The organism is Halomicrococcus pelagicus (assembly GCF_050954125.1).
Window position 1 is genome coordinate 221579 of the sequence record NZ_JBPBWC010000002.1, and the last position, 19173, is coordinate 240751.

General features: G+C 68.0%; 20 protein-coding genes. 10 read left to right on the top strand and 10 right to left on the bottom strand.

The genetic code is table 11. The annotated features are described in order from the left end of the window. Positions 1–34 precede the first annotated feature (34 nt). The 4 genes from ACRYA2_RS05835 to ACRYA2_RS05850 form a co-directional block, all read right to left on the bottom strand. Positions 35–565 (bottom strand): HIT family protein, encoded by a 531-nt coding sequence (locus tag ACRYA2_RS05835; protein ID WP_433625175.1) that lies wholly within the window; start codon positions 563–565, stop codon positions 35–37. An 84-nt stretch (positions 566–649) separates the two neighbouring features. After that, entirely contained in the window at positions 650–1504 is an 855-nt protein-coding gene (gene mtnP, locus ACRYA2_RS05840) for an S-methyl-5'-thioadenosine phosphorylase (protein WP_433625178.1), read from the bottom strand. Positions 1505–1537: 33 nt separating this feature from the next. Further along, on the bottom strand, positions 1538–2119 hold the full coding sequence (locus tag ACRYA2_RS05845; RefSeq protein ID WP_433625180.1) for an HD domain-containing protein: 582 nt from the start codon (positions 2117–2119) through the stop codon (positions 1538–1540). Beyond that, positions 2120–2833 (bottom strand): phosphoribosyltransferase, encoded by a 714-nt coding sequence (locus ACRYA2_RS05850; RefSeq protein ID WP_433625182.1) that lies wholly within the window; start codon positions 2831–2833, stop codon positions 2120–2122. Between the two features lie 336 nt (positions 2834–3169). Between ACRYA2_RS05850 and ACRYA2_RS05855 the strand changes: the two genes are divergently transcribed. The 4 genes from ACRYA2_RS05855 (at position 3170) to map (ending at position 8061) form a co-directional block, all read left to right on the top strand. After that, positions 3170–4519, top strand: a complete 1350-nt coding sequence (locus tag ACRYA2_RS05855; protein ID WP_433625184.1) for a chymotrypsin family serine protease — start codon at positions 3170–3172, stop codon at positions 4517–4519. Between the two features lie 80 nt (positions 4520–4599). Then, positions 4600–6132: an amidohydrolase gene (locus tag ACRYA2_RS05860; protein ID WP_433625187.1), complete on the top strand. Its 1533-nt coding sequence runs from the start codon at positions 4600–4602 to the stop codon at positions 6130–6132. 63 nt (positions 6133–6195) lie between these two features. Next, positions 6196–7098: an isoaspartyl peptidase/L-asparaginase gene (locus ACRYA2_RS05865; protein WP_433625190.1), complete on the top strand. Its 903-nt coding sequence runs from the start codon at positions 6196–6198 to the stop codon at positions 7096–7098. Between the two features lie 66 nt (positions 7099–7164). Then, complete coding sequence (gene map, locus ACRYA2_RS05870; protein WP_433625193.1) at positions 7165–8061, top strand: type II methionyl aminopeptidase; 897 nt, start codon at positions 7165–7167, stop codon at positions 8059–8061. Positions 8062–8270: 209 nt separating this feature from the next. Here map and ACRYA2_RS05875 read toward each other — a convergent pair whose 3' ends face one another. From ACRYA2_RS05875 to ACRYA2_RS05890, 4 genes are all read right to left on the bottom strand, one after another. Beyond that, positions 8271–8471, bottom strand: a complete 201-nt coding sequence (locus ACRYA2_RS05875; protein WP_433625196.1) for a DUF7835 family putative zinc beta-ribbon protein — start codon at positions 8469–8471, stop codon at positions 8271–8273. A gap of 206 nt (positions 8472–8677) precedes the next feature. Then, on the bottom strand, positions 8678–10333 hold the full coding sequence (locus tag ACRYA2_RS05880) for a TrkH family potassium uptake protein (protein WP_433625198.1): 1656 nt from the start codon (positions 10331–10333) through the stop codon (positions 8678–8680). A 1-nt stretch (position 10334) separates the two neighbouring features. Then, positions 10335–11012: a potassium channel family protein gene (locus ACRYA2_RS05885; RefSeq protein ID WP_433625201.1), complete on the bottom strand. Its 678-nt coding sequence runs from the start codon at positions 11010–11012 to the stop codon at positions 10335–10337. Positions 11013–11240: 228 nt separating this feature from the next. Continuing rightward, complete coding sequence (locus ACRYA2_RS05890; RefSeq protein ID WP_433625203.1) at positions 11241–11741, bottom strand: GNAT family N-acetyltransferase; 501 nt, start codon at positions 11739–11741, stop codon at positions 11241–11243. A 133-nt stretch (positions 11742–11874) separates the two neighbouring features. Here ACRYA2_RS05890 and hmgA point away from each other — a divergent pair, with 133 nt between their 5' ends. From hmgA to ACRYA2_RS05905, 3 genes are all read left to right on the top strand, one after another. Then, positions 11875–13086 (top strand): hydroxymethylglutaryl-CoA reductase (NADPH), encoded by a 1212-nt coding sequence (gene hmgA / locus ACRYA2_RS05895; protein ID WP_433625206.1) that lies wholly within the window; start codon positions 11875–11877, stop codon positions 13084–13086. Between the two features lie 124 nt (positions 13087–13210). Next, on the top strand, positions 13211–13348 hold the full coding sequence (locus tag ACRYA2_RS05900) for a hypothetical protein (RefSeq protein WP_433625209.1): 138 nt from the start codon (positions 13211–13213) through the stop codon (positions 13346–13348). Positions 13349–13501: 153 nt separating this feature from the next. Further along, positions 13502–13750, top strand: coding sequence for a hypothetical protein (locus ACRYA2_RS05905; protein WP_433625211.1), 249 nt, complete (start codon positions 13502–13504; stop codon positions 13748–13750). Position 13751: 1 nt separating this feature from the next. Here the strand turns inward: ACRYA2_RS05905 and ACRYA2_RS05910 are convergent, their stop codons facing one another. Continuing rightward, positions 13752–14270 (bottom strand): DUF5817 domain-containing protein, encoded by a 519-nt coding sequence (locus ACRYA2_RS05910; protein WP_433625213.1) that lies wholly within the window; start codon positions 14268–14270, stop codon positions 13752–13754. Positions 14271–14468: 198 nt separating this feature from the next. Between ACRYA2_RS05910 and ACRYA2_RS05915 the strand changes: the two genes are divergently transcribed. The 3 genes from ACRYA2_RS05915 (at position 14469) to ACRYA2_RS05925 (ending at position 17790) form a co-directional block, all read left to right on the top strand. Next, complete coding sequence (locus ACRYA2_RS05915) at positions 14469–15134, top strand: hypothetical protein (protein WP_433625215.1); 666 nt, start codon at positions 14469–14471, stop codon at positions 15132–15134. Positions 15135–15344: 210 nt separating this feature from the next. Continuing rightward, positions 15345–16802, top strand: a complete 1458-nt coding sequence (locus ACRYA2_RS05920) for a sugar transferase (RefSeq protein WP_433625217.1) — start codon at positions 15345–15347, stop codon at positions 16800–16802. Positions 16803–16869: 67 nt separating this feature from the next. After that, on the top strand, positions 16870–17790 hold the full coding sequence (locus ACRYA2_RS05925; RefSeq protein ID WP_433625220.1) for an NAD-dependent epimerase/dehydratase family protein: 921 nt from the start codon (positions 16870–16872) through the stop codon (positions 17788–17790). A gap of 59 nt (positions 17791–17849) precedes the next feature. On the opposite strand, the gene ACRYA2_RS05930 is transcribed toward ACRYA2_RS05925, so the two are convergent. Beyond that, positions 17850–19052 carry a glycosyltransferase family 2 protein gene (locus tag ACRYA2_RS05930; RefSeq protein WP_433625223.1) on the bottom strand — a complete coding sequence of 401 codons (1203 nt, stop codon included), beginning with the start codon at positions 19050–19052 and terminating at the stop codon, positions 17850–17852. Positions 19053–19173 lie beyond the last annotated feature (121 nt).

Sequence of the window (19173 nt, forward strand, 5' to 3'; positions counted from 1 at the left end):
GCGGCGACCGTGACCGCGGGGTCGGCTACGACCGCTAGAACCGGACCGCGCCGGACTCGGTGACCGTCGCACCGTCCTGGTCGGCGAACGCGTCGTGGACGCGGTCGTAGGTGTCGTCGAGCGCCTCGACGATGACCTTCGTGTCCCCGACGACGGGCATGAAGTTGGTGTCGCCCTCCCAGCGCGGGACGACGTGGGTGTGGAGGTGGTCGTCGATGGACCCGCCGCTGCCCTGGCCGAGGTTCAGGCCGGCGTTGAACCCGTCGGGCGCGAGCGCGCGCTCCAGCGCGTCGAAGGTGCGCTGCTTGAGTCGCGCGTGGCCCAGCAGCGTCTCGTCGTCGAGGTCCCGGTAGTCGCCCGTGTGCTGGTCGGGGACGACCATGGCGTGACCCGGGTTGTACGGGTAGTTGTTCAGCAGGACGACGGCGCGGTCGTTGCGCGCGACGACGAGGTTCTCGCGGTCGTCGTCGCGCTCGGGGAGTTCGCAGAAGACGCATCCCTCGATACCCTCGTCGTCGTCGCGTTCCACCCACTCGATGCGCCACGGCGCGAAGACCTGGTCCATGTCGGCGACTCGGGGCGGCGGTGCTTTACGTTTTCACTCTCGCCGGCGGGAACCCCCGACGCGTCGAGACGGGGCGACCCCCGGTCAGTCGTCGATGTACTCTCCGACGAGCAGATCGACGCGCTCGCGGGTCTCCTCGGGGATGGCGTCGGCGGGCGTGTTGACGGTCCCCTCCAGCGCCGTGGCGCAGTCGCAGTCGCGCTCGTCGGGCATCGTCCGGATGGCGTGTTCGACGAGTCCCTTGATGGCCTCCTCGTTGGCGGCGGCGTTCTTCAGCACCTCGCCGAGGCGGTCGTCTTCCGCTCCCTTCCAGACGCCCCAGTCGGTGACGCCCGTTATCGTGGAGTAGCACATCTCGGCCTCGCGGGCGAGTTTCGCCTCCGGCACGGTGGTCATACCGATGACGTCCCAGCCCTGCTCGCGGAACCACTCCGACTCGGCTTTCGTGGAGTACTGCGGTCCCTCGATGCAGACGTAGGTGCCGCCGAGGTGGCAGTCGGCGTCGGTCGCCGCCTCGGCCGCGTCGGCGAGGTGTTCGTTCACGTGCGGACAGTACGGCTCCGCTATCTCCTGGTGGACGACGACGCCGTCACTGAAGAAGGTGAACGGTCGGTGGCGCGTCCGGTCGAAGAACTGGTCCGGGATGACGAGCGTCTGCGGCGGGTACTCCTCCTGGAGGCTCCCGACCGCGTTGCTGGCGATGACGCGCTCGACGCCCAGTTTCTTGAGCGCGTAGATGTTCGCGCGGTACGGCACCTCCGTCGGCGAGTACTGGTGGTCGCGGCCGTGGCGCGGAACGAACGCGATCTCCTCGCCGGCGAACTCGCCGACCGTCACGGGCGCGCTCGGGTCGCCGTACGGCGTCGTCACGTCCTCCTCGCGGGTGTTCTCCAGGGGGAGCGCCTCGTAGATACCGCTACCGCCGATGAATCCAATCACGTTCTCCGATGACGGGGGCGGCTACTAAACGGTTTACTTCGCGTCCTCGTAGCGCGCCCGGATCGTCGCGTACAGTCGCTCGCCGACGTCGGTCCGCAGTCGCGGCTCCGCGGTGGCGAAGAACTCGTCCAGGTCGTCGTACTCGTTGAACCGCTCGCCGTCGTCGGCCGCGTACCGGTCCGCTCGCTCGTAGACGAGCGCCTGCAGGCACATGTCTATCAGGTCCATGTCCTTGACGAACCGCGCCGCCGGCGTCTCGCGGGCCTCGTACTCCTCCCAGAGCGCGCGGACGTCGTCGGAGAGCGGCGCGGCGAGGTCGTCCATCGCGGCGCGCTCGCGGCGGACTTTCTCCTCGCCGTCGACCCGCTGGTCGTCGGCGTCGGCGCGCGTCGCCACGTCCCCGGTCTCGGCCTCCGCGAGGTCGTGGACGACGGCGAGACGGAGCGCGCAGGCTTCGTCCACGCCCGCCTCGTCGGCGTACTGGAGACAGAGCAACGCGACGCCCCACGCGTGACCGGCGACGGACTCGGGGTCGTCGACCCCCCGGAGTTGCCAGCCGGTGCGGCGCTCGTCCTTCAGCGCGAACGCCGCGGCGAGGGCGTCGACGGTGTCCATCTACGCCTGGACGCCGGTCGCGTTCTCGACCAGCCGCCAGCCGTCGTCCGACTCGGCGAGGACGTCCCGCCGCACCATCTCCTCGAGCACCTCGTCGAGGCGGTCCGGTTGCGCTATCTCCATCTGGATGCGCTCGACCTCGTGGTACTCGTTGAGGTAGTGACGCACGTCCTCCGTGGTGAACACGTCGGCGTCGGCCTTGTCCATCACGCCGCTGATGATGTCTATCATGTCCTCGATGAAGTTCCAGGGGTAGACGATCCAGGCCCACTCCTCCAGGCGCTCGCCGATGAAGTCGGGTTCGAACTCGCTCGTCTGGAGCAACTGGAGGGTCGCGGTGCGGACCTCCCCGGCGTCGCGGTCGGTGACGTACTCGTAGGCGTGCTCGATGGACCCGCCGGTGTCGGCGATGTCGTCGATGATGAGCACGTCCTTGCCCTCGACGCTGCCTTCCGGCATCGGGTAGCGCACCTCGGGCTCGCCCGTCTTCTGGGCCGTCCCGACGTAGTGTTCCATCTTCAGGCTCGTCAGGTCGTTCATTCCGAGGAAGTCACAGATACAGCGCCCCGCGAACCAGCCGCCGCGCGCGAGCGCCACGACCACGTCCGGGTCGAACTCCGACTCCTTGACCTGGTCGCTCACGTCGCGGCAGAGACCGTAGATGTAGTCCCAGTTGGTTATCGTGCACTTGAACTCGTCGGGGAGGTCGCTCATGTCATCGTGAGGTCGCGTCGCGTCGCACTTAACGGTTTACAGGTGCTCTCGACGCACTCGGGTTGCAGAACCGGGTCTGACAGGGGTGGACTCGCCGCTTTCGACCGGCCGTCGGCCCGACGGACGAGCGGAGAGTGCGACCTGCCGGTCGGCGTGCGAGCCGGTCGGCGTGCGAGTCGGTCGGCGTGCGAGTCGGTCGGCGGCGGCCGGCGAAGCGCCGCCGGTCCGTCAGGTCACCGTCCGGTAAGCGCCGCCGCGACGGTCCACGGTCGCTACCCGAGCCGTCAATGCTATTATCATGCACACCTTTGTATCGAGTCTAGCGCCCCGAAACTTATGACCCACACCGAGAATTTCGAACACTTGCTCGACCGCAAGAACGTCATCGGCGTCGAGTACGACGAGGAGACGAACACCGTGACCGTCTACGTCTCCCAGAAGCTCCCCGAAAGCGAACTGGCCGACGAGGACAACGTGAAGAAACTCGTCAGCGACGCCACCGTCGAGGTGGAGGACGCGGGCTTCGACGAGGAGCGGGAAGGGTACGACGCCCTCTCGCTGACCGGCCAGATTCCCGACGCCGAGAAGGACCGCAAGGACCGCCACCGCCCGGTCGTCGCGGGCGTCAGCGAGATCAACGCGAAGTCCACCGCGGCGACCGCGGGGCCGTACCCCGCCCGCGTCACCGACACGTCGTCGGGGAAGTGGAGCGACGACGCCGCGGAGGGCGACCTCGTCCGCCTGTCGAACAACCACGTGTACGCCCGGGTGAACGAGGGGGCGTTCGGCGAGCCCATCGTCCAGCCCTCGCCGCGCGACGGCGGGAGCCTCCCCGACGACGAGACGGGCGAACTACGGGGGTACGTCCCCGTCGACGACGGCGCGACGGTCGACGTGGCCGCCCGTTCGGCGACCCCCGAGCGCGAATCCCCGGAGTACCACGAGGTCGACGACTCGTGGCCGACCGCCGTCCGGCGCGAGGACTACCGCTCGCTGAAGGGCGAGACGGTGACGAAGACGGGGCGGACGACGGGCGTCACGAGCGCGACGGTGTCGGCGGTGGGCGCGAGCGTGCGCGTGAACTTCGGCGAGGCCGGGACGCTGACGCTGCGCGACCAGCTCATCGCCGGCCAGATGTCGAAGGGCGGCGACAGCGGGTCCCCCGTCTTCCACGACGGAAGCGGCGAGCTCGTCGGCCTCCTGTTCGCGGGGTCCAGGCGCCAGACGATACTGAACAAAATGGGCAACGTCGAGTCGGAACTCGGCGTCGAACTCCTGACGGAGGAGCCGGGCGGTGGAGACGGCGGGGGCGGCGATGAAGGAGACGGCGGAGATGGTGATGGTGGAGACGGCGGTGGGGACGGAACGCCGACGTACCGCGAGACGCTGGACACGACGGTCACCGTCTCGCTGGCCGCGGCGGAGCTCTCGCTGGAGTCGTTCTCGGTCCGGGGGTCGGTCTCGCCCGGCGGAGAGGTCGAGGCGACCGCGACGGTGGCCGGGACCGAGGCGGGCACGGGCTGGCTCGACGTGCAGGGCGAACGCTACACGTTCGAACTGACCGACGAGCACGCGGACGACGGAAGGTACGTCCGGGACGTGCCGGTGGCCGTCACCGCGCCCGAGTCGCCCGGCGACTCCTTCGAGGTGCACGTCGAGGGCGGGTACGTCGTCGAGGCGGCGTGACCGAGAGGAGAGCGACGCGACCAGCGACCTCGCTCTCCGGACCCCGAACAGTTATCGCAGTCGACCGACACTGCCGAACCATGACGGCATCTGCGGACCGCATTCTGACGAACGCGGAGGTCCACACCCTCGCGGACCCCGACGAGACCGCTGAGGCGGTCGCGATTCGCGACGGCGACGTCGTCCGCGTCGATTCGGCGTACGAAGTCGGCTTCCTGGAGGGAGCGGAGACGGACGTCGTCGACCTCGGCGGGCGCGTGCTCCTGCCGGGGTTCGTCGACGCCCACACCCACCTCCAGATGGTCGGGAACTACCTCGTCCACGCCGACCTCTCGGCGGCGGACTCGCCGACCGACTGCGTCGACCTGCTGGCGGCGAACGCCGCCGACGACCGCGAGTGGATACTGGGCTACGGCTTCGACGAGAGCACGTGGCAGGAGAGCCGGTATCTGACGCGAGAGGACCTCGACGCCGTGAGCGAGAGCCGGCCCGTCGTCGCGTTCCGCGAGGACATGCACACCGCCGCGGCGAACGGCGTGGCGCTGGACCGCCTCGGTGAGGCGATGCCACCGGCGGACGTGAAGACGGAGGGCGGCGAGCCGACCGGCGTTCTCGTCGAGGACGCCGTCGACGCCGTCTACGAGGCCGTCGAACCGGACGCCGACGAGATGCGGGAGCTCCTGCTGGCTGCCCAGCGCGACGCCCACCGGAAGGGCGTGACGGGCGTCCACGACATGGTCCGGCGCTCGCGCGCTCCGGAGGTGTACCGGCAACTGGAACTCGACGGCGACCTGGCGCTCCGGGTACGCCTGAACTACTGGAGCGACCACCTCGACGCCCTGGAGGAACTCGGCCTCCGGACGAACCACGGCAGCGAGTTCGTCCGCACGGGGGGCGTGAAGACGTTCACGGACGGGAGCTTCGGCGGTCGGACGGCGAAGCTCTCCGAACCCTACGCGGACGCGGACGACGAGACGGGCCAGTGGGTCGTCGCGCCCGACGAACTCGAGTCGTTCGTCCAGCGCGCCGACGACGCCGGCTTCCAGGTGACCGCCCACGCCATCGGCGACGAGGCCATCGACGCGGTGCTCTCCGCCTACGAGGACGCCGATGACCCCGGGGCTGCTCGTCACCGCGTCGAACACGTCGAACTCGCGACCGACGAGCACGTCGAGCGGTTCGCCGAGTCGGGCGTCGTCGCCTCCGTCCAGCCGAACTTCCTCAAGTGGGCAGGAGAGGACGGCCTCTACGACGAGCGCCTCGGCACCGACCGCCGTCGCCGGACGAACCGCTTCCGGGACCTCCTCGACGCCGGCGCTCGTCTCGCCTTCGGCAGCGACTGCATGCCGATGGACCCCCTGCTCGGCGTCCACCACGCGGTCAACGCGCCCGCGGAGGCACAGCATCTCTCCGTCACCGAAGCGCTCCGGGCGTACACCCTGGGCGCAGCGTACGCGGGGTTCGACGAGGACCGGATGGGCACCGTCGAAGCCGGGAAGGTGGCCGACCTCGTCGCGCTCGAACGGTCACCCTGGGAGCACGAGGACGCCATCGAGGACGTCGACGTGGCGCTGACGGTCGTCGACGGCGAGGTCGTCCACGACGACAGGTGACGCGGCGTCGTCCTGTGCGTCGATTGACGTGGAGTTAAGACCCCTCGGCGGGCACCACCTCGCATGAGAGTCATCGTCCACGGCGGTGCGGGCGGCGAACCGGACGAACCGGAACCGAGACAGGCGGTGCTCGACGAGGCGGCGGCGACCGGCGTAGGTCGGGAGTCGGTTGTCGACGCGGTCGAGGCGGCGGTTCGCGTCCTCGAATCCTCGCCCCGGTTCAACGCGGGCGTCGGCGGCGCGGTCCAGAGCGACGGCGAGGTCCGGACCGACGCCGGCGTCATGACCAGCGACCGCGAGGCCGGCGCGACCTGCGCGATGCCGGGCGTCGAACACGCCGTGAGCGCCGCCCGCGTCGTGATGGAGGAGACGCCGCACGTCCTCGTCGCCGGCGAGCACGCGGTCGACCTCGCCGCCGACTTCGGCGTCGAGACCGGCGTCGACCTCCTGTCCGAGGACAAGCGCGAACGGTGGGGCGACCTCGACGCGCCGACGGGCACGCCGACCGAACACCTCGATTGGCTTCGCGAGAAGTTCGGGGGTAGCGCGGCGCAGAGCGCCGCGGACGAGTCGAGCGGGGACGCCCCGCGAGACCACGACACCGTGGGGGCGGTCGCGTACGACGGCGAGGCGTTCGCGGCCGCCACCTCGACGGGCGGCCGGTGGCTGGCGCTCGCGGGACGGGTCGGCGACGTCCCCCAGATAGGGTCGGGGTTCTACGCCGCTCCGGCCGGCGCGGCCAGCGCCACCGGCGCGGGCGAGGACATCGCGAAGACGACGCTCACCCGGCGGGCGGTTCGCCACCTCGAATCCGGGATGGCGGCGCAGGCCGCCGCCGACCGCGCCGTCGAGGAGTTCGCGGAGCTGACGGGGTCGTCGGCCGGCGTCATCGTCCTCGACCGCGCCGGCGGCGCGGGCGCTGCGTTCAACAGTGACGCGATGCAGACCGCGGTCGCGGACGACTGACCGGTCCGGGCGAGCGGCGAAGCGGGGAACGCAAACCCTTTCTCCCGTTCGGCCAAACTACGGGGCATGAGCGAGCAGGAGGTCGACCTCTCGGCCGAGAAGTACGAGAAGCACCGCGAGGCGGGCGAGATCCTCGCCCAGGTGCGCGAGGAGGCCGCCGACCGCGTCGAGGTCGGCGCGAGCCACCTCGACGTCGCCGAGTACGCCGAAGACCGCATCCGCGAACTCGGCGGGAAGCCCGCGTTCCCGGTGAACATCAGCGTCGACGAGGAGGCCGCCCACGCGACGCCGAGCATCGACGATGAGGAGACGTTCGGCGAGGAGATGGTGAACCTCGACATCGGCGTGCACGTCGACGGGTGGATAGCCGACACCGCAATCACGGTCGACCTCTCGGGCCACGACGAACTCGCCGAGGCCAGCGCGGAAGCGCTCGACGCCGCGCTCGACGTCGTCGAAGCGGGCGTCGAGACGGGCGAGGTCGGCGCGGAGATAGAGGAGGTCATCCAGGGGTACGGCTTCAATCCGGTCGTCAACCTCTCCGGACACGGCCTCGACCACTACGAGCAACACACCGACCCGAACATCCCCAACCGCGCCGTCGAGCAGGGCGTCGAACTCCAGGTCGGCGACGTGGTCGCCATCGAGCCGTTCGCGACCGACGGCACCGGGAAGGTGACGGAGGGAGCCGACGAGGAGATCTTCGCGCTCGAACGAGAGGGGTCGGTCCGGAACCGGCAGGCCAGGCAGGCGCTCGACCAGATAACCGACGAGTTCCGCACCCTCCCCTTCGCCACGCGCTGGCTCGACGTCTCCCGACCGGAGATGGCGCTGCGCCGACTGAAGACGTCGAGCATCGTCCACGGCTACCCCGTTCTCAAGGAGGACGAGGGGAAGCTGGTCAGCCAGAAAGAACACTCCGTCATCGTCACCGAGGACGGCTGCGAAGTGTTTACGGCGTAGTTACTCGCCGGGACCACCTTCGATTTTCATTGAGTAATTCGACTGCCAGTCGTCGTACGTTGTCAGACGAGGGCGCCGCCGTCCCAGCGCGTCGCTGTCGATTCGTCGTAACGGAAAAGGAGAACACACAGCACTGTACCGTCAACGTTCCGCCGCCGCCGGAGTTCCGCTCTGTCCTCGCGTTCACACCACCTCGATATCTCGCCCGTTCAGGCGTTGTTCATCCGCTGAATCGTCTCTTCGCCGCAGCTCTCGCACTCGGACACGCGGTACGGTTCGCGCGAGAACTCGGCGTTCTCCTGCTTCTGGCTCTCCGTCCGTATCTCGACCGAGACCTGATGTGCGGTCTCACGGCCACAGTTGTCGCACAGTTCCGTGATCGCCTCGAACCCCTGATTTTTTGTTGCCATGGTGACTACCTGCTCGCTTTCTCCTTGCGCTGATAGGAGTATAAAAACCCCTCTCTGTTGGGGGGCGTTCGAACCGTTTATTCCGTTGCCGTCTGGCGATTTGGGGGTCTCGGCGGAGGAGAGCGTCCCATTTCGTTTACGAAGCTCCGAAAACGGTTAATGTGGGCGGAACGCTGTACAACAGCCGGATAATTTAAGTACCGGGGTCAGGGTTCGAGGCCGAACAGAGCGGACCGCAGGAACACGAGCACCGGGATTATCTCCAGGCGGCCGATCCACATGTTCAGAATCATCATCCCCTCGCCGAGGGGCGACATCGACGGACCCGTGATACCCGTCGAGAGGCCGACGTTACCCTGGGCGCTGGCCACTTCGAACAGCGCGTCGGCGTAGCCGAACGCCGAATCGGTGACGTTGATGAGGACGAGACTCCCCGTTAGCAGGAGGATGAGCCACAGTAGGCTGACGATGGCGGCTTCGCTGAACTCCTCTGACATCTCGTTACGGTCGAGCACGCGGTCGCCGATGCGGGCGTTCACGATGGCCGACGACGGGAGGAAGACGCGCGAGAACTCCCATTGGATGCCCTTACTGATGGTGTAGCCCCGGATTATCTTGATGCCGCCGACGGTGCTGCCGGCCGCGCCGCCCAGCACCATCGCACCGCTGACAATGAGTTTCCCGCCCGCGCCCCACTTGCCGATGGGCGACGACTGGAAGCCGGTACAGGAGAGCGCGCTGACGAACTGGAACACGGAGTCGCGCACCGCGGTCGAGTCCGCGGAGTCGAAGCCGAAGTACGCCGCCGTCGGTTCGAACGCCGCCGTCAGCACGGCAGCGTTCTGGAGCGAGAGGACGAACGCGCCCGCGACGAAGAGGCCGAGCAGCCACCGCGTCTGGAGGTCGGAGACGAGCAGGCGAAACTCCCGGTCGTAGAGGACGGCGTAGTGGACGGGGAACGCGATAGCGCCCAGCGCCATGATGGGCAACAGCACCGTCTCGATGAACGGTGAATCGTAGGAGGCGATGGAGTTGTCCGTAACGCTGAATCCGCCGGTCGACAGTCCCGTCATCGCGTGGTTGAGCGCCTGCCAGAACGTCTCGAACAGCGAGAGGCGGGGTTCGCTCGTGAGTATGGCGACGAACAGCACCGCGACGGCGAACACGGTGTAGAGGACGAAGATGCGCCACACCGTCTTGACCGTGTGGAGGATGCTGGGGTGGATGCGCTCCTCGCGCGTCTCGGCTCGGTAGAGCGCGTAGCTCCCGCTGCCGGGGCGGGCGAGGATGGCGGTCGTGAGGACGATGACGCCGACGCCGCCGACCCACTGGATGAGCGACCGCCACCACTGGAACGCCCGCGGTAGCGAGGGTTCGTGGATGGCCATCGTCAGGCCGCTGCCGGTCCACCCCGACATGCTCTCGAACATCGCGTGCAGCGGGTTCTGGAAGTACGCGAGGCTCGACATCGTCGTCGCACTCCCGACCTGAATGGGTTCGTAGTTCGCGCCCGCGGCGACGTAGGAGTCGAGCACCGAGACGGGCGTCAGGTGCGCTGCGAGGAAGAACGGTGTCGCGCCGAAGATCGCGGTGGTGAACCAGCCGCCCGCGGCGATTATCATCCCGTGTTTCATCCGGGGGTTAGGAGCGTCCTGGAACCGGTTCCGGGCGACGCCGCCAAAACCGGCGGTGACACCGCCGGCGATGAGAAAGGAGAGCGCGGCGTACCACTCCCGGAAGACCACGGCGACGCCTGCGGTCAACGTCATCAGCGCCGCCTGCATCAGCACCAGCGCTCCCACGTCGCGCAGGATGGTCGCCAGGTCTTCGGGGACCCCGGCGACTCGATTGCGACGGGTCATGTCAGTCGTGGTCCTCGTAGTGCCCGAAAACGTCCGTCACCTCCGGCGTCGCACCGCGTTCCGAGAAGACGGTGACGAGGTCGCCACTCTCGATGGTCGTGTTCCCTCGCGGGGTGATGACCTCGTGGTCGCGTTCGATGGCGACGACGAGCAGTCCCTCATCGAGCACGCCCTCGTCGGCGGCCTCCGCGAGGGTGTGACCCGCGATGGGGGCGCGCGATCCGACCGTAATCTCGAACACCTCCGCCCGGTCACCGACTTTCATGTAGTCCTTGATGGACGGTCGTTTCACCGCGCGATAGAGGTACTCGGCGATGAGCCGCTGGGGGTTCTCGATGACGTTCACGCCTATCTGGCGGAAGACGTTCATGTGCTCCGGGTTGTGGACGACCGAGACGATAGAGGGGACCTCCGACTCCTGCCCGAGCAGACAGACCATGATGTTCGTCGCGTCCTGGTCCGTCGTGCTGATGAGCGCGTCCGCGCGGTCGATGCCGGCGTCCTCCAGCGTGTCGATGATCGTCGCATCGTCGTGGAGGACGAGACAGTCGAACTCCTGAGAGGCACGTTCGGCACGCTCCTGGTTCTTCTCGATCACGACCACGTCGTTGTTGTTCTGAGTCGCGATTTCGATGAGCTGCGAGCCGATATCGCCCGCACCGACGATGATGAGATACATCCCTTGTGCGTCTTCAGAAGCGACTGCTTGAAAAGATGCTGTTGTGTCTTCGGCGCCAAAACCGGCCGACCGGACGGGGGCGACTGACCGCGCCACCGCTCGCGCAGTCGGTAATGGCCGGCCAGCGGGCGACGCGGCGTGCAACTCGGCGAAACGGTTAGCCGACTGTGACGTTCGACCGCCGCGCTGCACCGGTGGGAGACCGCGAACGGCCCCGGGGCCGACCCGTCACCCCATGTCGTGGTGGTACCGCAACTGGCGCGCCGTGCCGCCGGAGAAGAGGTCCTCGACGCGCTCTTCGACCCGTTCGAACCCCTGAGCCTCGAAGAACGACCGGGCGCGCTCGTTGTCGGCGAAGACGGCGACCGCGAGTTGCGTGAACCCCCGGTCGCGGAGCGCGTCCTCGATCGCGGCGAGCAGGGACCGACCGATGCCCTCGTTCCAGCGCTCGGGGCGGACCTGAACGTCGCGGAGTTCCGCGCCGCCGACGCGTTCCGCCGGGTCGACCGGGTGGGCGTACGCGAACCCGACGACCGAGTCGTCCACGGCGACGACGAACTCCCCGTCATCGTCCGCGACGGCCGATTCGAGCCGGTCGGTAGCGTACCGTTCCCGGAGTGCGGCTTCGCGCTCCTCCCGGGAGAGGAAGTCGTACGCCGTCTTCCACGTTTCGCGTGCGACCGTCTGGACGTCGGGCACGTCGTCGGTAGTCGCTGGTCGCGTCTGCATGCCACACGATTCCAGACCCCACGACAAGTCGCTGGCGGCCCGGGAGGGCCACGAGCGACGGCCACCGCCGACCACGGGTCGAGCGTCGCCCGGAATCGGCAACTGTTAGGGGGCCGACCACAATCCACCGGGTATGACCGACGCAGACGACCTCGCCGAGCGGGTGCGGGCGGGGGACCTTCGCCTGCACGAACTCGAAGACCACGCGGACCACGACACCGCCGCCGCGGCGCGCCGCCGACTACTCGAATCGGCGACCGACGCCGACCTCGACGCCGTGGGCGACTACGCCTTTGACGCCGAGGTCGCCGACCCCAACGTCGAGAACATGGTCGGCGCGGCGCAGGTGCCGCTGGGGGTCGCCGGTCCGGTCGGCGTCCACGGCGGCGAGGCCGACGGCGACTACTACCTCCCGCTCGCCACCACGGAGGGCGCGCTCGTCGCCAGCGTCAACCGCGGCTGTTCGGTCGTCCAGCGGTCGGGGGGCGCGGACGCGCGCGTCACCGACACCGGAATGACCCGCGCCCCGGTCTTCCGCGTCGCGGGCATCGCGGAGGCCGAGCAGGTCGTCGAGTGGGTCGGCGAGAACGGCGACCGACTCGCCGACGCCGCCGAGTCGACGACCAGCCACGGTGAACTGCTCGACGTGGACCCCTACGTCGTCGGCGACTCCGTCTTCCTGCGGTTCGTCTACGACACGAAGGACGCGATGGGGATGAACATGGCCACCATCGCCACGGGCGAGGCCGCGTCACTGGTCGAAGACGAGACCCCGGCGGACCTCGTCGCGCTCTCGGGCAACCTCTGCACCGACAAGAAGCCCGCCGCCATCAACGCCATCGAGGGGCGGGGCCGCAGCGTCACGGCGGACGTGACGATTCCGCGCGAAACGGTCGAGGGGTACCTCCACACGACGCCGGAGGCCATCGCGGAGGCGAACACGCGCAAGAACCTCGTCGGCAGCGCGAAGGCCGGCAGCCTCGGGTTCAACGCACAGGCTGCCAACGTCGTCGCCGCCGCGTTCCTCGCGACCGGTCAGGACGAGGCGCAGGTGGTCGAGGGCGCGAACGCCATCACGACCGTCGAGGCGCGTGAAGAGGAACTGTACGCCAGCGTCAGCCTCGCCAGCCTCGAAGTCGGCACGGTCGGCGGCGGGACGAAACTCCCGACGCAGTCGGAAGCGCTCGACGTCCTCGGTCTCCGGGGCGGCGGCGACCCCGCCGGCAGCAACGCCGACGCGCTCGCGGAGGTCATCGCGACCGGCGCGCTCGCGGGCGAACTCTCCCTGCTCGGCGCGCTGGCCTCCCGGCACCTCTCCAGCGCCCACGAGGAACTCGGCCGCTGACCGCTCCGCCACTTTTACTTTCGCACTGGATAAGAGAGATATTTAATGCCGCTGCTCGCCTCGTCTGCGACGGGGTCGCCGACGGCCGCTGCTGGCTCTCGGTCCCCGGAGGTCTTCGATTCAGGTGACCGACGAGACGACACCGGTAGACGAATCTCGCGTCGCCCAGTGGCTGCGCCTGCTGAAGCTCCTGCTGACGGTCGTCACGCTCGCCTTCACCGTCTGGCAGGCCGCCACCGGAGCGGTGCCGTTGCCGGCGTGAGTCGACCGGTAAGACCGAGACGTGCGGTCGACACACGTTTTATCCCCGCGGCGTCGACCAACACGTCTAGTAGTTTATATCTGAAAGCGGTGTAAGAGCACAGTTCATTCCCCATAATTCAATTGAACTAATCTAGGAATTTATTTCCGAGGAATGGATAACGTCGGTAATGGTGCACGCGGGACGAAGGTCGCGGCTCGGACCGAGACCGGTCGCGACCGTACCGAGGCCGCCCGCGTCGCACCGCTCGTGGTGACTCACATGGCAACGAAGACCCCCGACCGGGACGCGCCGATAACCGAATCCCGCGCCTACCGGCGACTCCAGTTCCTGAAACTGTTGCTCACCGTCGTCACGCTGGTCGTCACGATCTGGAAGGCGCTGACGGGTTCGGTGCCGTAGTTCAGAGGGGCCGATACCGTCCCCGGCTCTCGCTGACCTCGCCGCCTCGAACCATCTTTTCGAGGGCTCGTTCGGCGTACTCCCTGGAGACGCCCCGGTCGCGGGCGTACGCGACCACCTCGTCGGCCGTCGGTCGGTCGAGCGCCTCGAGCGCCTCGCGGACGATCTCTCGTTTGCTCGTCGAACCGCTCCGGCGGTCGCGCTCGGCGGCAGTTTCCACCTCGTCGACGTCGACCCCCGACCGCTCCAGAAACTCCGTCTCGTCTACACCGGCGTCCTCGACCTGCGACTCCATCTCCGCGAACGATTCGAGTTCGGCGAACGCCTCGCCGTGACCCTGCCGGTTGGCGAGCATCGACGACCGGACCTCGCGGGCGTGGTCCTCGTCGTCCGTCTCGACGAACGTCTTGAGTTTCCCGAACCGGTGGCGCTTCCCGCAGCGCGAACACTGGGTCGCCTCGGGGCGGCCGTCGACAATCCAGAGGTTGTTACACTCGTTGCACCCGACGACGCTGTACATGGTCGTAATTCGGGCGTCCCTCGTTTTGAACCCTCGGTCCGACCGCGGAGTTCGCCGTCACGGGGCGCGGACGTTCTCACGAGCGCCACCGCCGACCGTTCTCCCGGCCACAGGGTTTTCAGAACTACCAGCGCAACGAACGTCCGGAGGCGAAGTAGCGCTCGCCGCGCGGCGGGCGGCGGTTTTCGTACTCAAAACATGACAGACACCAAAGGACAGACCAGACGCCGTTTTTTATCGACGGTCACCGGCATCGCAGGGGGAGCGACGTTGGCCAGCGGGGCAGCGAGCGCGGCACAGGAGACGACGACCACGATGTCCGACGAGGCGCGGAATCGGGCGACGCGGCAGATGCTCGTCCCGCGACTGGAGCCGTTCGCCGGCAACCTCGTCGGCCAGTTCATCCTCATCACGAACCGGAAACAGAAGCAGGCGTCGCCGGCAGCGGTGTCGAACTGCCCGTTCCCGAACTGGAACGCGGAGAACACCGCCGTGTACAGGGCGATGATTCTCGACCGACTGAGCGACAATCCCCAGTACGTTACGGGCGAGGTGTACGTGAACGGCACCAAACCCCGGCTCAGGCTCGGACAGCCGTTCATCGTCAGCAGGACCGAGCCTTGCTCGAACGACTACGTCGGAGTGGAGGCCCAGTCGGTTCCGCCGTCGGTCGGCGAGGACACCCCGGCCGGGCCGACGGTCACGACGACGGGGAACGGGGGCGGCGCGACGACCGGCGGAGACGATACGACGACCGGCGGGGGTGACGCGACGACCAACGACGGCGGACAACCGGGGTTCGGTGCACTGACGGGTGCCGCCGGCGTCGGGGGCGCGCTGTTGCGGTTCGCCCGCGACGAGTGAGTTTCGGCGCGCTCCGTAGAGAGTGACCAGGCTGAAGCTGTCGCCCAGCCGGAACGACGGGGGAGCGACTCGCAAGCGAATCGGCCGATATCTAGCGAATTCTGGCCGTAATCTGAATTATTCGAAACCCACCACTTATTTACCTCTAACTATCGTTACAGAATTAACCGGACATAGAGTTTATCCGTACATACGACTCTGCATAAGTCAATGGTCTCCGGTCTCCGATATCGTGTTGCGAGCGCGGGCGGGACCGTCCTGCTCACTGCCCTCGCCGTCACGGCCGCAAATCATCCGGCCGCCCAGCGCCTGGTCACGGCGCTCGTCCCCGTCGCGAGCAGGCTACCCGCGACGGTCCTCCAGAGCAAGGCGTTCACGCTGGCCGTCGTCACCACGGTGGCTGTAGTCACGGCCGTGCACGTTCCGCTCTTCAAGCCGCGTCCCAGACGCGTCCTCGACACGATACTCACCACGGAGAAGCGCGTCTTCACGGCGAGCCTCGCGCTCGCCACCGTGGGCTACTTCGACTACACGTACCGGCTCCCGCGGTCGACGCTCATCGTCACGACGGTGCTGTTAGCGGTCGCCCTCCCGCTCTGGCTCGTGACCATCCGGCGTCGGCCGGGCGAGGACGAACGCGTTCTCATCGTCGGTGACGACCCGGCAGAAATCACCAACGTTCGGAACAGCATCGACGGCTGCGTCGTCGGTTACGTCTCGCCGCCCAGCCGGTACCACGTCGAGCCAGAGAGCGCGACCACGGCGGCCGTCGCCGACGGCGGCCACGTCGACCGCGGTCTCGACGAGCGCGTCGACCTCGACCTGGAACGGGTCGGCGGTCTCTCCCGACTCGGCGAGATGCTCGTCGAGTACGGGGTCGACACCGCGGTGCTCGCGTTCTCGACCTCCGACCGGGCGGAGTTCTTCGGTGCACTGGACACGTGCAACGAGTGCGGCGTCACCGCGAAGGTCCACCGCGACCACGTCGACAGCGTCCTGACGACCGCGACGACCGGCAACGAGGAGATAGTCGAGATCGACCTCGAACCGTGGGACTGGCAGGACTACGTGTTCAAGCGGGCGTTCGACGTCACGTTCGCGGCCGCGGGACTGCTCGCGTTCGCGCCCTTCATCGGCATCATCGCGGTGGCGATAAAGCTCGACAGCCCGGGGGCGGTGTTCTACAGTCAGGAGCGCACCGCCGAACTGGGCGAGACCTTCGACGTGTACAAGTTCCGGAGCATGATTCCCGACGCCGAGGCCGAGACGGGCGCGACGGTGAGCGAGGAGGACGCCGGCGGCGTCGACCCCCGGGTGACCCGCGTGGGATACGTCCTCCGGCAGACCCACCTCGACGAGATTCCGCAGCTCTGGTCCATCCTCGTGGGCGACATGAGCGTCGTCGGCCCCCGTCCCGAACGGCCGGAGCTGGACTCGGACATCGAGACCGGCGTCGTCGAGTGGCGCAAACGCTGGTTCATCAAGCCCGGGCTGACGGGGCTGGCCCAGATACACGACGCGACCGGCCACGAGCCGGAGAAGAAGCTGCGGTACGACCTGGAGTACATCCGCAAGCAGTCGTTCTGGTTCGACTGCTCCATCGTGGTGCGGCAGGTGTGGGGGGTCGTGAGCGACGTGGTCGCGTTCGGCGCGGACGACGAGGAATAGTCGAATTCGGCGACTGTTCGTCGCGGATAAAATAGACTTAATCGGCTGGTGGCCGAACGACCGAGGAATGAAGCGAACGACGCCGAGCGACCAGACGGTGCTGGTCACGGGTGGTGCAGGATTCGTCGGCAGTCATCTCGTCGACGCGCTCGCGCCGGACAACGACGTGCGCGTCCTCGACGACCTCTCCTCCGGCGACCCGACGAAGGTCGACGACCGAGCGACGCTGATCGAGAGCGACGTCCGCGACCCGGACGCGGTCCGGGAGGCGATGGCGGGCGCGGACCTCGTCTTCCACGAGGCGGCGCTGGTCAGCGTCGAGCAGTCCGTCGAGAACCCCCAGGAGAGCCACGCGGTCACCACCGGCGGGACGCTGACCGTGCTCGACGCCGCGCGCAACGAGGACGCCCGCGTCGTGCTAGCGTCGAGCGCCGCCGTCTACGGCCATCCGGAGTCCGTTCCGGTCCAGGAGTCGGACCGCAAGACTCCGACCTCGCCGTACGGCATCGACAAGCTGGCGGCCGACCAGTACGCCCGCCGCTTCTCGGAGCTCTACGGGCTGGAGACCGTTGCACTCCGTTACTTCAACATCTACGGCCCGCGCCAGAACCCCGAGTACAGCGCGGTCGTCAGCGTCTTCGAGGACCAGGCCCTCGCTGGCGACCCCATCACCGTCGAGGGGGACGGCAGCCAGACGCGGGACTTCGTCCACGTCGACGACGTGGTGCAGGCCAACCTACTCGCCGCCGAGACGGACCGCGTCGGCGAGGCGTTCAACGTCGGCACGGGCGAGAGCGTCACCATCCGCGAACTCGCGGAGACCGTCCGGGACGTCGCGGGCAGCGACTCGGACATCGTCCACACCGACCCCCGCCCCGGCGACATCGACCACAGCGAGGCCGACGTGTCGAAGGCGCGCGAACAGCTCGGCTACGAACCCACCGTGTCGCTCCGGGACGGGCTGGAGTCCCTCCTGGACAGGAACTGAGCGCGGCAGGTGTCGAGAGACGGTAGCAGTCGAAACGAAGACGAGTCGGTGATTCCGGCCTACTCCTCGACGCTCCGCGTCGACTTCCACACCTCGACGCCGGGGCCGGAGAGGAACTTCCGGAAGCCGGCGGCGAACGCGAGGTTCATGCTCAGGAAGTACGCCGGGAGTGCGACCAGCGACGACGACGACCGGGCGCGCTCGCTGGCCATCCCGACGCCGGCCAGACCGTAGCAGGAGAGCTGTGCGCCGAGCAGTGCGGCGGCGGGGGCGGAGGGTGCGAGCACGACGACCGTGACGTTGGCGACGAGCGTCGCAAGCAGGACGGCGGGCATGCACCATCGCAACGCCTTGTGGGAGGCGAACTCCAGTGCGACGACGCCGTTCCTGGGGTCGAGCAGTTCGCGGAACCATGCGAGCGCCTGGTAGTTGCCCGCGCCGATGCGGACCCGGCGGTCGTACTCGCTCCAGAGGTCGCCCGTGGTCCGCTCGGTGCCGCGGGCGTCCTCGGCGAAGACCACGCGACGACCCGCCGCGGCCTGCTGGAGCGCGACGACGAGGTCGTCGGCCAGTGCCTGCTCGGGCAGGTGGCGGTACTCCTCGCGGCGCAGGGCGAGCATGCCGCCGTTGACGCTGACAGTCGTTCCCAGCTTCGACTCTAGCTTTCGAATCGTGAGTTCGTACGTCCAGTAGGCGCTCTCGGTCGTCGAGCCCTCCTCGTCGACCAGCCGGAGCGAGCCGGTGGTACAGCCGACCGAATCGTCGGCGAGCGGCGCGACGAGCTCCGCGACGGCGTCGGGTTCGTACATCGTGTTCGCGTCGGAGAACACGAGCACGTCGCCGTCGGCCTCCTCGACGGCGCGGTTGAGCGCGTGGCTCTTCCCCCGTCGTTCGTCGAGCGCCAGCAGCCGGGTGTCGGGACCGGCGTGACGCCGCACGAGGTCGTCGGTCCGGTCCGTGGAGTCGGAGACGACGATGCACTCGAACGCGCCGTCGTACTCGATGGCCCGGGTGTTGTCGAGTTTCTCCTCGACGACGTCCTCCTCGTTGTGCGCGGCGACGACCATCGTGACCGAGGGTGCGAACGCGTCGGCGTCGGCGTCCGGCGGGTCGGCGTCGCGACGGGCACCGGGGTCGGCGTCCGACGAATCGGAGCTGTCGACCACCGAGAGCACCGCGAGGAGGAGTGGGTAGCCGACGTACGTGTACACCAGCGTCGTCAGTCCGGCGACAAGAGCGACCACACTCGAGAGAACGAGCATCGTCTCGCACTGCTCCCCGGAGAAAGATAACAGTTGGCCTCCGCCGTGTGATGGTTCAGTGTTTCGTTCAGGTAATTAAGATTATGCAAGTCGAGGAACAGAGATACGTTCATATTTGCCG